Annotated in this window: 17 protein-coding genes; all 17 read left to right on the forward strand. The window is 63.4% G+C overall.

The window, feature by feature from the left end:
• Positions 1-3 precede the first annotated feature (3 nt).
• On the forward strand, positions 4-612 hold the full coding sequence (locus ACUTAG_RS21690; protein WP_026382261.1) for a phage tail terminator protein: 609 nt from the start codon (positions 4-6) through the stop codon (positions 610-612).
• Positions 599-787: a DUF2635 domain-containing protein gene (locus ACUTAG_RS21695; protein ID WP_035199277.1), complete on the forward strand. Its 189-nt coding sequence runs from the start codon at positions 599-601 to the stop codon at positions 785-787. The genes ACUTAG_RS21690 and ACUTAG_RS21695 overlap by 14 nt, the downstream gene beginning before the upstream one ends.
• Entirely contained in the window at positions 784-2,277 is a 1,494-nt protein-coding gene (locus tag ACUTAG_RS21700; protein ID WP_210815793.1) for a phage tail sheath subtilisin-like domain-containing protein, read from the forward strand. The genes ACUTAG_RS21695 and ACUTAG_RS21700 overlap by 4 nt, the downstream gene beginning before the upstream one ends.
• 72 nt (positions 2,278-2,349) lie before the next feature.
• The gene (locus ACUTAG_RS21705; RefSeq protein WP_026382259.1) at positions 2,350-2,697 is read left to right on the forward strand and encodes a phage tail tube protein; all 348 of its coding nucleotides are present in this window, start codon (positions 2,350-2,352) and stop codon (positions 2,695-2,697) included.
• The gene (locus tag ACUTAG_RS21710) at positions 2,694-3,032 is read left to right on the forward strand and encodes a phage tail assembly protein (RefSeq protein WP_026382258.1); all 339 of its coding nucleotides are present in this window, start codon (positions 2,694-2,696) and stop codon (positions 3,030-3,032) included. The genes ACUTAG_RS21705 and ACUTAG_RS21710 overlap by 4 nt, the downstream gene beginning before the upstream one ends.
• A gap of 101 nt (positions 3,033-3,133) precedes the next feature.
• Positions 3,134-5,044: a phage tail tape measure protein gene (locus ACUTAG_RS21715; protein ID WP_446650334.1), complete on the forward strand. Its 1,911-nt coding sequence runs from the start codon at positions 3,134-3,136 to the stop codon at positions 5,042-5,044.
• A 1-nt stretch (position 5,045) separates the two neighbouring features.
• A complete protein-coding gene (locus ACUTAG_RS21720; protein WP_446650335.1) occupies positions 5,046-6,350 on the forward strand; it encodes a DNA circularization protein in 1,305 nt (434 codons plus the stop codon).
• A 4-nt stretch (positions 6,351-6,354) separates the two neighbouring features.
• Complete coding sequence (locus ACUTAG_RS21725) at positions 6,355-7,470, forward strand: phage baseplate assembly protein (RefSeq protein WP_210815861.1); 1,116 nt, start codon at positions 6,355-6,357, stop codon at positions 7,468-7,470.
• 2 nt (positions 7,471-7,472) lie between these two features.
• On the forward strand, positions 7,473-8,003 hold the full coding sequence (locus ACUTAG_RS21730) for a phage baseplate assembly protein V (protein ID WP_241115821.1): 531 nt from the start codon (positions 7,473-7,475) through the stop codon (positions 8,001-8,003).
• On the forward strand, positions 8,003-8,413 hold the full coding sequence (locus ACUTAG_RS21735; RefSeq protein WP_051429001.1) for a phage GP46 family protein: 411 nt from the start codon (positions 8,003-8,005) through the stop codon (positions 8,411-8,413). Before ACUTAG_RS21730 ends, ACUTAG_RS21735 begins: the two co-directional genes overlap by 1 nt.
• The gene (locus tag ACUTAG_RS21740) at positions 8,403-9,446 is read left to right on the forward strand and encodes a baseplate J/gp47 family protein (RefSeq protein ID WP_446650336.1); all 1,044 of its coding nucleotides are present in this window, start codon (positions 8,403-8,405) and stop codon (positions 9,444-9,446) included. The genes ACUTAG_RS21735 and ACUTAG_RS21740 overlap by 11 nt, the downstream gene beginning before the upstream one ends.
• Before the next feature lie 26 nt (positions 9,447-9,472).
• The gene (locus ACUTAG_RS21745) at positions 9,473-10,033 is read left to right on the forward strand and encodes a YmfQ family protein (RefSeq protein WP_446650337.1); all 561 of its coding nucleotides are present in this window, start codon (positions 9,473-9,475) and stop codon (positions 10,031-10,033) included.
• An 8-nt stretch (positions 10,034-10,041) separates the two neighbouring features.
• On the forward strand, positions 10,042-11,019 hold the full coding sequence (locus ACUTAG_RS21750) for a gp53-like domain-containing protein (RefSeq protein WP_446650338.1): 978 nt from the start codon (positions 10,042-10,044) through the stop codon (positions 11,017-11,019).
• A 10-nt stretch (positions 11,020-11,029) separates the two neighbouring features.
• Positions 11,030-11,512 (forward strand): tail fiber assembly protein, encoded by a 483-nt coding sequence (locus tag ACUTAG_RS21755; RefSeq protein ID WP_446650339.1) that lies wholly within the window; start codon positions 11,030-11,032, stop codon positions 11,510-11,512.
• An 81-nt stretch (positions 11,513-11,593) separates the two neighbouring features.
• Positions 11,594-12,073 (forward strand): hypothetical protein, encoded by a 480-nt coding sequence (locus ACUTAG_RS21760; protein WP_446650456.1) that lies wholly within the window; start codon positions 11,594-11,596, stop codon positions 12,071-12,073.
• Positions 12,074-12,075: 2 nt separating this feature from the next.
• Positions 12,076-12,567: a hypothetical protein gene (locus ACUTAG_RS21765; RefSeq protein ID WP_446650340.1), complete on the forward strand. Its 492-nt coding sequence runs from the start codon at positions 12,076-12,078 to the stop codon at positions 12,565-12,567.
• Positions 12,564-13,025, forward strand: coding sequence for a hypothetical protein (locus tag ACUTAG_RS21770; protein WP_446650341.1), 462 nt, complete (start codon positions 12,564-12,566; stop codon positions 13,023-13,025). The genes ACUTAG_RS21765 and ACUTAG_RS21770 overlap by 4 nt, the downstream gene beginning before the upstream one ends.
• The last annotated feature ends 21 nt before the right edge of the window (positions 13,026-13,046 follow it).

Raw genomic sequence — 13,046 nt, forward strand, 5'->3', positions numbered from 1 at the left:
GCAATGCGTGTCTCTTTGGTTGCGGAGCATTTGAAGGCGCACGCGCCCGTATTTGAAGGGCGCGTTGCCGGCGGATTGGATGTTGATGTGGTCCTGGGATCGGCGAAACAGCCTGCGCCTGCCGCCTACGTCATACAGGCGGAGGATGACGCCGGCGACCTGGGGTCGCAAACATCATATTTACAGGAGGTCAGAGACTCGATTGACATACTGGTTGTCATGCCAGTCAAGGACGAGCAAGGCGTGTTGGTGGCCGACATGCTGCACGAGGTTCGCCGGGAGCTCTTTGTTGCGCTGGCGGGGTGGGAGCCCGACGAAGGATATGACGGCCTGGTCTACGACGGGGGCTCGCTGACGAAGATCGACCGGGCACGCTGTTCGTATCGGTTCAGCTTCTCGGCTGCATTCATGCTTGGGCGAGCGGGCGTCAAGGGCGAGGTGCCGGCCGAGACCTGGCCAGAGCGCGAGCTTGACCGCCTCGCGATGCTGGAGGGGATGACAGTGCGCGTCGATGCGATTGATCCGATGGCGGACCCCAACCTCAAGAAGCCCGGCCCCGACGGCCGGATTGAACATGAAGCAAGAATGGAGTTGCCGCATGGCAAAGATTGAAATCTACGTGGTGCCCCAAGAGGGGCGGACGGTGCCGGATCCCGCGCGAGGCGATGTGCTGCCGGTGGAGGGCCGTCTGGTGGTGCGGGACCCGTACTGGATCCGCCGCATCGAGGATAAGGACGTGGCCGTCGCCAAGCAAGGGACGGGTAAAGCGGGGAGCGGAAGTAAATGATCTCGTTCAACCAAATCTCCAATGACAACCGCGTACCGCTGTTCTATGCAGAGATGGACCCGTCCCAGGCGAATAGCGGATCGACTCAGCTGCGTCGCCTGATCATCGCGCCGGCGAACGATGACACGACGGGTAGCCTGGATCTGGTCATCGCCACCCAGGAAAGCGAGGTGCGCGCGCTCGCCGGCGTCGGGTCACCCTTGGCGGAGGCCTACGCGCAGTGGCGCAAGGGCGATCCGATGGGCGAGGTGTGGGTGCTGCCCGTGCGAATGGAAGGGGCCGCAGCCGTGGGTAAGGTGGCCATCACGGGCGCCGCGACCGAGCCGGGCGTGCTTTGCTTCTACGTGGGGGACGACCGGATCCAGGTGACGATCGTCAATGGCATGGCATCGAGCGCCGTGGGCGCGGCTCTGGCCTCCGCGATCAATGCCAGGGGTCTTTGCGTCTCTGCGCAGTCGGCTGTGGCAGGCGAAGTCGTCGAGGTCTCCCTGACGGCCAAGTTCAAGGGGCTGCTCGGCAATGACATTCGGATCGGCGTCAACTTGCGAGGCGCGGCTGGTGGTGAGCGCACGCCGGCGGGTCTCGCGCTGACGCTGACGCAGCCGACCCAGGGCGCTGGAGCGCCTGACGTTGACGAGCTGCTGTCCAAGGTCGGCGACGCTGAGTTCGAGTTCATCTTTCACCCGTTCACCGACCCTGCCTCGCTGGACTCGTTCAAGGTGTGGATGGACGATGTGTCGGGCAGGTGGGCCTGGTCGAAGATGCTGTACGGCCATGTCTACGCCGCGCGTCGGGGTGCGCTGGGAGAGCTGGTCACGGCTGGCCGCGACCGCAACGATCAGCATCACACTGTGCATGGATTCGAAATGCAGACGTCTGCACCGTGCTGGAAGGTGGGCGCGGCCTATGTCGCACGTCAAGCGGTGTTCATCTCTGCCGACCCGGCGCGGCCGACGCAGACCGGGGAACTGGTCGGGATCTCGCCGCCACCGGCTGGCAAGCAGTTCACCATGCTGGAGCGGCAGTCGCTGCTGTGGTCCGGGATCGCGACGTCGTATTGCTCGGTCGACGCGGTGCGCATCGAGCGCGCCATCACGACCTACCAGCGCAATGCGTGGGGCCAACCAGACGACTCGTATCTCGACAGCGAGACGATGCACCAATCGGCGTACATCATCCGCTTCTTGAAAGGCAGGATCACGAGCAAGTATGGGCGCCACAAGCTGGCCAACGACGGCACGCGGTTCGGGGACGGCCAGGCGATCGTTACGCCGAGCATCATCCGCAACGAGCTCATCGCGGCCTACATGGAGCTGGAGAGCAGGGGCATCGTGGAAAACGAGGAGGCGTTTCGCGAGCATCTCATCGTGGAGCGTGACAGCTCCAATCCGAACCGGGTGAACATCCTGTTCCCGCCGGACTACGTGAATCAGCTGCGTGTGGTGGCGCTGCTCAATCAGTTCCGCCAGCAATATCCGCAGTCCGCCTAGTCGGTCGCGTGTTGTTGTATGTGGGGCCCGCACGCTGCGGGCCCTTTCTTTTTCAGATGAAGGAGCTTTGCCATGGGGCAAAAAGTAGCGGGAACCGTCTATTTCAAGGTTGACGGCCAGCAGCTGGAAGTGACCGGATCTGCCGAGGTGCCGACCAGTGATTACACGCGGGAGAGCCTGCGCCCGGGCTACTTCTCGGAGACGGACCGTATTCCGTATGTGAAGGTCGATGCCCTGTTCACGCCCGGGTTTCCGCTCAAGAAGCTGCAGGATGCGATCGACATGACGGTAACTGTCGAATTCAAGAACGGGCGCACCTACGTGCTGTCGCAGGCGTACCAGGTCGGCGAGCCTGTCGCGACCGGCGACGACGGCAAGGTGCAGTTGCAGTTCGACGGCGTGCGCGGGGTGTGGCAATGAGCGAACAGATCTTCCCTCTGAGCAGTCCGATTACCGCCCACGGCGAGGAGCTCACCAGCCTCGCGCTGCGCAAGTTGGGGCCGGCTGACGCCCGAGCGATCCGCGCGCTCCCGTACCTCATCGCCTCGGACGAGAGTGTCCGTATCGATCCCGAGGCCGCGGCGAAGTACATCGTCAGGATGGCCGGCATCCCTATGTCGTCCATCGATCAGCTGGACATGGCCGACTTCAATGGCCTGGCTTGGATGGTCGCCGGTTTTTTCTTGAAGTCGGAGCCCGAACGTACGACGAGCTCCGGCGGCTCGTCTATGACGTTGCCTACTTCTGGCGTATAGACCCCGAGGTGGCAATGCAGCGCCCGCTCGAGCTATTGCTCGAGCAGGCTCGCGAGTGCGAGCGGATCGTCCGAGAGCAGCGTAACGAGGAGGGCTGAGGGATGGCGGGAGAGAAGTTCCAGCTCAAAGCGCTCATAACGGGCGTTGATAAGCTGTCGCCGCTTATGGGCGGCGCGAAGAAGAATGTCGCGGCGTTTCGCAAGTCGTTGGAGTCGAGCAGCCTGTCAAAGGGCTTTAGCCTCGGCGACCTTGCAAAGGGTGGGGCCTTCGCCGCGCCGTTTATCGCTGGCGCGAAGGCCGCGATTGAATTCGAGTCGGCCATGGCGGACGTCCGCAAGGTCGTCGATTTCGATAGCCCGGCCCAGTTCAAGCAGATGGGCGACGACGTGATCCGTATGTCGACTCGGCTGCCGATGGCGGCGAAGGACATCGCGGCGATCGTCGCAGCCGGCGGGCAGGCGGGCCTAGCCCGAGGCGAGCTTACCCGGTTTGCCGAAGACGCAGTAAAGATGGGTGTTGCCTTTGACAGCACGGCGGAGGAGTCCGGCGAGATGATGGCGAAGTGGCGCACCTCATTTCGTTTGACCCAGGATCAGGTCGTCGGCCTGGCCGACAAGATCAACTATCTGAGCAACAACGGCCCGGCATCGGCTAAGCAGATCGCCTCGATCGTCACGCGCATTGGACCGCTGGGCGAGGTGGCTGGCCTGGCGTCAGGCCAGATCGCGGCCATGGGCGCCACCCTCGCCGGCATGGGGGTACAAGAGGAGGTGGCGGCCACCGGCATGAAGAATTTCATGTTGACGCTGACTGCGGGCGCGTCTGCCACCAAGCAGCAACAGCAGGTTTTCAAGGCGTTGCGTATGGACGCCAAGAAGGTTGCAGTCGACATGCAAAAGGACGCTCAGGGGACGATTGTTCGCATCCTGACGGCCATCAGCAAAGTCGACAAAACCAAGCAGGCCTCCGTGCTGCAAACGCTGTTCGGGCGCGAGTCGATTGGCGCGATCGCGCCGATGTTGAACAACCTGGATCTTCTCAAGAAGAACTTTGCGAACGTTGGCGACGAGACCAAGTATGCCGGCTCAATGAGCAAGGAGTACGAGGCGCGTGCAGCGACTACTGCGAACAACATCCAGTTGTTGCAGAACCGCGTTGTAGCGGCCGGCGAAGCGATCGGATCAATCCTTCTCCCGCCCATCAATGGATTCATTGGTGCGGTGGGGCCGATGGTTGACCAGATCGCAGCGCTTATCCGGGCCAATCCGTGGTTGATCAAAGGAATCCTGGGCGCTGCGCTGGCGTTTGGCGCGATCCGAGTAGCGATGGTCGGCGCCTCTGTTGCGATGCGAGTGCTCAATGCTGTCGTGGGAATGAGCCCGCTCGGTCTTGTTGTCCGAGGTATGGCGCTGGCTGCCGGCTTTTTGCTTGCGAACTGGGAGACGGTCGGCCCATGGTTCCGCGAGCTTTGGACCAACATTTCGGCTTGGGGCGACTCCGCATGGAAGGGAATCCAAGATGTTTGGTCGACCGTCAGCGGCTTTTTCGACGGTCTTTGGACTTCGCTTGTATCGGGCGCGGAAGGCGCGTGGGAGGGGCTCAAAGGGGTATTTCTAAACGCGACACCGCTCGGCCTCGTTATGAAGAATTGGGAGCCGTTGGTCGACTGGTTTAAAGGCCTTTGGGAGCGGGTGAAAGGTTACATCGAGCCGATCACTGGCGGCTTGCAATGGCTCAAGGAGAAGTTCGGCGGCATCTTTGGAGGAGGAGACAAGCCGGCCGCGGCGCCGGCGCAGAGTGTCGCGTCTTATGAGGCTGCGCGGGCCGGTGGCGGCGCTGCAGGAATGGCGCTCGGCGCAGCTGCGCAGCAACCTGCAAAGCTCGACGGCGACCTTCGGATTCGCTTCGAGGGAGCGCCGCCCGGGATGCGCGTCGAGCAGGCGCAGACAAATCAGTCAGGGCTGAGCGTCACGCCGTCGGTCGGCTACCGGACGCTTGCGGTTGGGGGCTGAGATGGCATGGAAGGATGAAAAGGAAAAAGCCTCGTTTCGCGGCGTCCCGTTTCTGGTTGATTCGGAGCGCAGCAAGCGAGGCAGGCGTACGGTACTGCATGAGTACCCGAAACGTGATGTGCCCATGATCGAGGACATGGGCCTGGCCACGCAGACATTCAGCTTTTCCGCCTGGGTCGCCGGTGCGGATTGCTTCGGCCAGCGGGATGCGCTGCTCAAGGCGCTGGAGGAGGAGGGCGCTGGCGAGCTCGTGCATCCCTGGTATGGCCGCGAGATGGTGGTCGCTACGATGGTCGAGGTCTCGCATTCGGAGAGCGAGGGCGGTGTCGTTCGCTTTGATCTTGAGTTCACGAAAGGGGAGAGCTCAGCTTTTCCGGTGGGGTCGGCGAGTACCGGCACGCGCGCAGGCCTCGCCGCATCGTCTGTGCAGACGTCTGCACAGAGCAGGTTCTCGGCGGCGATGGGGGCCGTCAACGGCGCCAAGGCGCAGGTCGGCCTGGTGCAGGGACGGCTGCGCGAGATATCGCAGATCTTGGATGATGGCTCCTTGCCCTTTAAGGAGCTGTTTCGCGACGCCCAGGCGGTGTATGCGGAGATAACGACCGCGCCCGGTGCATTCGCTGGGCGCGTGTTCGGCCTGGTCGACGAAGTCATTCGAGAGTTTCGGGGGTTTGGTGACGCCTCGAGGGGCGATGGCGTTGTGTCGCTCGCAGGCGTGGCAGGCAAGAGCTCAGCCGTGTCGCGAGTGCGTTCTATCTCGCCGCTCGCTGATCCGACGTCCGCGTCGATTGTCGGGGCCGTCGTTGATCTCGTCGGCGATGCTGCGCTGGTTGATGCCGTACGCGACGTGGCGGTGTTGCCCACGGCCAGTCCCCCCGCCCGTTCGGACTCTGTGCTGCCGGTGGACGCGTTGAGGGACGTGCCTGTAAGAGTGGACGGGGGAAATGGGCGCGACTTGGCGGATGCGCTGCTCGGTGGAGGGCGCCGCGACCTGCCGGTCGTTGAGGACGTGCGAGACGCGCGGGATCAGTTGGGACAGGCGGCGTGGGCGTTGGCGCTCAATGCGGATACGGGCCATTACGAGGCGCTCACCTCGGCGAGGGTAGCGGCCGGGCGGCATTTGGACGCTGTGGGCACCGGGGGGCTGAGGCTTAAGAGCTATACGCCTGCCGCAGTTTTTCCCGGGTTGGTTCTTGCCTACAAGGAATATGCCGACGCCACGCGCGCCGGAGAAATTGTGACGCGAAACCGTGTCATGCATCCCGGGTTCTTGCCGGTCCGCGAACTCAAATTGATAGGAGGGTGAGGTGGTGGCTAAGCCGGATCCGGATACCGTGGTAACGCTGGTGGTCGATGGTGATGAGTACCGTGGCTGGAAGCAGATTTCTATCGGTGCGGGCATAGAACGGCTCGCGCGGGACTTCACGCTCGCGGTGACCTGGAAATGGCCGGGTAGCACGGAGAGGCCTATCCGCATTAAGCATGGTGCCAGGTGCGAGGTGCGAATCGGACGGGATCTGGTATTGACGGGCTACGTGTACGCGTCGCCGATACGTTACTCCGCGACGGAGGTGACCGTCTCGGTGTCCGGTCGATCGCTTACCTCGGATCTGATCGATTGCACGGTTGACGAGAAGCCTGGGCAATGGCGTGGCCAAACGGTGGCATCGATCGTGCGCGCCCTGGCTGGCACCTATGGCGTCAAGGTCGTCGACGAAGCAGAGGACAGCGCATCAGTGGCCGATCACAGCATCGAGCCGACGGAGACGGTTTTCGAGTCCATTGATCGGCTGCTTAGCTTGTCCGAGTTGTTTGCGACGGATGATGGCCGGGGCCGGCTGGTGATGGCCAGGCCTGGCAGTGAAGGCCGGGCGGTCGACACACTCAAGCTTGGCGCGAACATCAAGGCAGGCGATTCACCGCTAGATTTTTCGCGGGTGTATTCGGAGTATCGGTGCATCGGGCAGCGGTCCGGCACCGACGACGAGTTCGGTGAATCGGCCTCCGAGGTTGCCGCTGCCGTGACTGACTCGCGTGTCGGGCGGCGGCGCATGCTTAAGGTGAACCCTAGTGGGCAGCTGACGCCCGCGCTCGCCCAGCGCCGGGCCGAATGGGAGCGCGACTACCGAATTAGTCGCGCCCTGAAGACTACCTACCAGGTGCAAGGTTGGCGGCAGAGTAACGGCGAGTTATGGAGGCCAAACCTCGTCGTAAGGGTGCAGGACGACTTAATCGGCTTCGACCGCGACATGCTCATAACCGAGGTTTCTTATGAGCTGGGGGACGGCGGCATGCTGACAACGGTGACGGTAGCGCCGCCGGACGGCTACGTGCCGGAGCCTACGCATAAGAAAGGGCGCAAGCGCAAGAAGGGAAAAGGCGGTGACGCCTTCGAGTACTTGCTCCCCGAGGACTGGGAGAACTAGAGATGGCCATTGCGGAATCGCTGCGCGGGATGATCGCGCGCGGTGTGCTGATGTTGGTGGATGCGGGGCGCAAGCTGCAGAGTGTGCAGATGCGGATCACCGCAAGCGAGGTTAAGGGTGGGCTCGAGCATTTTGAGCCCTATGGCTTTACGTCTCACCCCAAGGCCGGGGCCGAGGGCATAGTGGTTTTCCTCGGCGGCGACCGTTCGCATGGCGCCGTGATTTGTCTGTCCGATCGGAGGTTTCGATTGAAGGCGCTGGAGCCTGGAGAGGTTGCGCTCTATTCGGATGAAGGTGATTCGATCGTCTTTAAGCGCGGGCGCGTCGTCGAGGTGACGACGCAGACATATCGAGTCAATGCGGATCGATATGAGGTTGTTGCGCCGGGTGGGATGCAGTTCACGACGCCCGCCCTGGACGTGTCGGGAAGCGCCGCGGTTGCAGGGGATGTGACCGTCGGGAATATCAGCTTCAGGGCGCACGGCCATAAGGAGGTCACGCGAGGCGACGAGGTTAGCGGGGGACCGGTCTGATGGACATTCGCTACAGCACGGGAGTAACGACGCCATTGGATCGGGCGATTGTTATCAGCCTTTTCACCTGGCGGCGCGCGTTGCCCAGTGATCCTGTCGACGACGCAGATCTGCAGGGCTGGTGGGGGGACTCCTTTCCTTCGGTCGCGGATGACCGCATCGGCTCTCGGCTCTGGCTATTGCGCCGGCGCACATTGGTGGAGGCGACCATTCGGGATGCGATCACCTACGCCCGCGAGGCTTTGGCCTGGCTGGTCGAGGATGGGCTGGTGGTGGGCTTTGAAGTGGAGGCGGAACGTCAGGGGCGCGAGCGCTTGGCAATGCGTGTTATCGGAATACGGGCGGACGGCCAGCAGGAGCGGCTGGCCGAGTTCAACGACGTTTGGCAGGTGATCAAGAATGCCTTTTGAAACCCCTACGCTACCGGCGCTGGTCGCGCGCGCTGAAAGCGACCTATCGGCACAGGCCGATTCGGTACTGCGGCGCTCGGACCAGCGGGTACTGTCTCGCGTGCATGGAGGGACGGCCTACGGACTTTATGGATTCCTCGGGTGGATTGCCCTGCAGGTTTTGCCGGACAGCTGCGACGCAGACATTCTCGCGCGATGGGCTGCGATGCGAGGGGTTTCCCGGACGCCCGCGACAAGCGCCGTCGGGAGTGTCGTGATTCGGGGAGCCGTCGGCGTGGTGGTGGACGAGGGCGTGCTGCTGCAGACGCAGGACGGCAGGCAATACGCGACCAGCGGCGCTGTCACGCTGACGGTCCCCAGTCAGGAGATTCCGGTGCGCGCAGTGCAGGCCGGAGCTGCAGGTAACGCGCCTCCCGGGCTGCGTGTTTCGCTGGTATCTCCTGTGCAGGGTGTGCAGGATCAGGCCGAAGTGGGGGAGGGCGGCCTCACGGCCGGCACGGACGAGGAAACGCTGGAGGCTTGGCGGTCGCGGGTGGTGCGGAGTTTCCGGCGCATCCCCCATGGAGGGGATGAGGAGGATTACGTGGACTGGGCTACTGAGGTGCCCGGTGTCACGCGCGCATGGGCGCGCCGTAATTTCCTCGGGCTGGGAACGGTCGGCGTGTTCTTCGTGCGAGACAACGACCCCGACCCTATACCGAGTCCGTCGGCTATCGCCGCAGTGCAGGCTCACCTGGATAGCAAGCGTCCGCTATGTGCGGAGGTCTACGCGATGGCGCCTGTGCCGCTGCCTGTGGTGTGCCGCCTTTCGGTAACGCCTGATACCACAGCGCTGCGCGCGAGGGTTGAAGCTGCTCTGCGAGAACTCTTTGTCCGTGAGGGCGACCTAGGCGCTCGGCTCATCTGGACGCATATCGGTCAAGCGATCAGCGAGACTGCTGGCGAGGAGGATCATCGTCTCGTGGCGCCCGCCTCTGACGTCATTCCCGAGGCCAGCGAGCTCCCGGTGTTTGGAGGTGTGGAATGGTTGTGAGGTCGGAGGCGGATTATAGGCAGCAGATGGCGACCCTGCTTCCTCCGGGGCCAGCGTGGGAGCCGGACGCGGTGCCCGAGTTCTGCGCCGTTCTGGCCGGCCTGGCACCGGAGTTTGCCCGGATCGATGCTCGGGCCGAGGATCTCGTCGCCGAACTTGTCCCGTCTGGCGTGCGCGAATTGCTCCCGGATTGGGAGCGAGTCCTCGGGCTCCCCGACCCATGCCTCGGAGGTGAGGGGACATTTGCGGAGCGTCGGGCGGAGGTGGTGCGCCGTTTCGGTGAGGTCGGGCGCCAGGATCCGGCCTACTTTGTCGAGATCGCGCGCAAGTTGGGATACCCGGACGCTTGGATTGAGGAGTACAGGGCGCCAAGGTTTGGCAGATCCCATTTCGGGCTTTCCCGATTCGGTACGCGGCGGCAACAGTTCCTATGGAAATTCCACCTTGGCGCACGTCGACCTGGCGGGGCCCGGTTTGGAATCACGCAATGGGGGGAGCGCTTCGGCGCCAACCCAAACAACATTATCGAGTGCATCGTGCGCCGCTATCAGCCTGCGCATACGCATGTCCTTTTCGAGTATCAGTGAGGTAACGCATGGATTTTCCTAAGAGTGTGCCGGGTGTTGGCCTGGTGGATGGTCGCTTTATCGACGAGGATCCCATTGCTGGTCGCGCCGGCTCGTTGATTCCGGCGAAATGGGGTAACGCCTTGACCGATGAGGTCCTGGCAGTGATTAGGGCGGGCGACCTGGATCCAGACGAGCAAGATAATGGGCAACTGCTCAAGGCGATTCAGACGTTGACTGCGGCCGCCAATCGGCGCTATGCGATAGACGTCGGTACGACGAATAGCTACCGAGCTAATTACACGCCGGCGGTCACTGCCCTTGTCGATGGGGCTGTCTTGCGGTTTCGCGCGACGTCCGCGAATACGGGGGGCTGCTCCTTCGCGGCCAATAGCCTTCCTTCAAAGCCGTTGGTGGGGCTGGCGGGTAGCCCATTGCAAGGCGGCGAGATTGTTGTGGGTAGCGTCTGCGAGGTGGTGTATGCGCAGTTGGTCGACAGTTGGGTAATGGTGTCTTCCAGTGGAGGGCGGCTGCAGATCCCCGACGCCACAAAATCCAGGCACGCGGTGACGTTGGGCCAAGTGCAGTCAATGATTCCCTCCGTGCCTAGTGCATCGACTGCGGTAGCGGGCATCTCGCGGTTCTCTACGGCAGCTGAGGCGCAGTCCTGGTCGGAGGCGGCCACGGTATTGACACCCTCTTCGCTGGCACAGTCGTTTGGAGCCGCCAACCAGTCGCTCGCGCCAAACGGATATCAGCGGCTGCCTGGCGGCCTGATCTTCCAGTGGGCGCTGGGCCCGGGGGCAAACCCGGCACAGGACAGCACGATCAGCTATCCGATCCCGTTTCCGACGCGCACTTTGCAGGCAGTGGCGTCCCTGACAACGGATTGCGACTGCGTAGCCCAAGTGATGTCATTCAACCAGAACTCTGCGACGGTTCGGCTGGACGCTATCGGCTCGAATCCGTCAGGATCGGCGCCTCGCGTCTTCGCCATCGGCCATTGAGGATTCGGATATGTACTTCTATAGCGCAAAGATGAATGCCTTTTACCCTGCCGCCATGCGATCGGATTACGAGGCGGTTGGGTCGTGGCCTGAAGATCCTGTTGAGGTGAGCGAAGAATGCTTCGCCGAGTTCGCGCTGGCAGTTGCGCCAGAAGGAAAGCAGCGAGAAGCTGGCTCGGACGGTATGCCCCGATGGGGCCAAGTTCCGGCGCCGACCCGTGAAGAGCAGATCGCGTTGCTGAGCGCGGCGGTCGAGCGGCATCTGAACGTCGTTGCCCGAAGCTATGAATTCAAGGGAATTGATGATGCCATTTCATATGCCGACGAGGCCGCCGTGCCGAAGTTCCAGGAGCAGGGGCGAGCGTTTCGCGCATGGCGAAGCGTGGTTCGAGGTCGGTGGTTCGACATAAGAGATGGAGGTGCCGAACTGCCCACGGTGGCAGGGCTGCTGGCCGAGCTGCCACCGTTCGACTTGGCGAACACGTCCACTTGATCAAAGGCCCGCTTCGGCGGGCTTTTTTTCGTCCATACGGGAGAGGCAATCATGCACACCATCAACAGGAGCAGAGAATTTATGGAACCGAGTTCCACGGGGTTGGGCGGCTTGGCGGCCCTGAAGGGTCTGGAAGGTCTGGGAGGGCTGGCGGCGGTGAAGGTCGCCATGGCCTACGGTGTGCCGGCGGCAATCGCGGCGATTCTGGGGCTACTCATCATGCCCCCGCGTACCGGCCGCGAGTTCACGGTACGCACCATCTGCACGGTCGCATGTTCCTTCATGTTCGGCCCTGCGCTCGCCGGGGCAGTCATCGCCTGGAAGCCGGGGTTGATGGAGGCCATGACGTGGCTTGCCCAGCACGGCGCCGGCAGCGATGACGCGTTGCTGGCCAAGTTCTATGTACTGGGGCCGAGCATGTTGCTTGCAGGGTTGCCTGCCTGGTGGGTATTGGGCGCTTACATGCGCTGGATGGCGAGCATGCGGCAAAAGGGATTCTTGGAATGGGTCGCCGAGGTGCGGGCCAAGTTGCTGGGCGCGCGGTCGGGCGGGGAGGGCTGATCATGGATCTGAAGACGATCGTCGGTGCCGGCGTCAGCCCTGCGCTGGCGCTGCTGCCGGCCAGCATGGATACGCCGACGGCGCGCGTCATACTGCTGGCGATCGGCCTGCAGGAAAGCCGCTTCGTTCACCGGCGGCAGATCGGCGGCCCGGCCCGCGGATTCTGGCAGTTCGAGAAGGGCACCCGCGCGAGCCGCGGCGGCGTGTGGGGCGTGTACCTGCACGCGGCCAGCAAGGACCGCCTGGCGGCGGTGTGCAAGGCCCGCAGTGTGGCATTCGACCCGGACGCGATCTATGCGGCGCTGGAGTATGACGACGTGCTGGCGGCCGGCGTTGCGCGGCTCCTGCTGTGGACCGATCCCCAGCCGCTGCCGCCGGTCGGTGATGCTGACGCCGGCTGGGCGCTCTACCTGCGCACCTGGCGCCCGGGCAGGCCGCATCCCCAGACCTGGCCAGTTCTCTACCGCCAGGCCGTCGCGCAGGTGCAGCCGTGAACCCGTTCCTGCGCATGGCGCTGCCCTGGATCGGCGGCGCGGCGGTGGTGATGGTGCTGGGCGCCGGCGTGGTGCTGTACGGCGCGCACCGGGAGGCCGCCGGCGTCACCAAGGAGCGCGCCCGTGCCGAGGCGGCGCAGCGCGCCATCACCGAGGCCTACCAACTGGAGAAAGACCGTGCTGATGCCCAATACCGTGGTGCCGTCCTGGCGCGCGAGGCTGCGAAAACTGGCCTGGCTGCTGCCCGTGCTGAGCTTGACCGCGTGCTCCGCGCCAACGGCCGTGATCCCGCGAATCCCCGAGCCAGCCGCCGACCTGATGAGGCCGGCCCCGACTGGATCGGAGGTTTTGCAGCGTGCTACGCGGAATATGGAGACCTGGTTGCCGATGCCGCAGGATGGGCCGACCAAGTGAACGGCCTGCAGGGCTATATCAAAGCCCTCCAGCGTTCGGAATAGAATCCAGCCATTGTTACGGAG

The organism is Achromobacter sp. CSND-B12 (genome assembly GCF_052906545.1).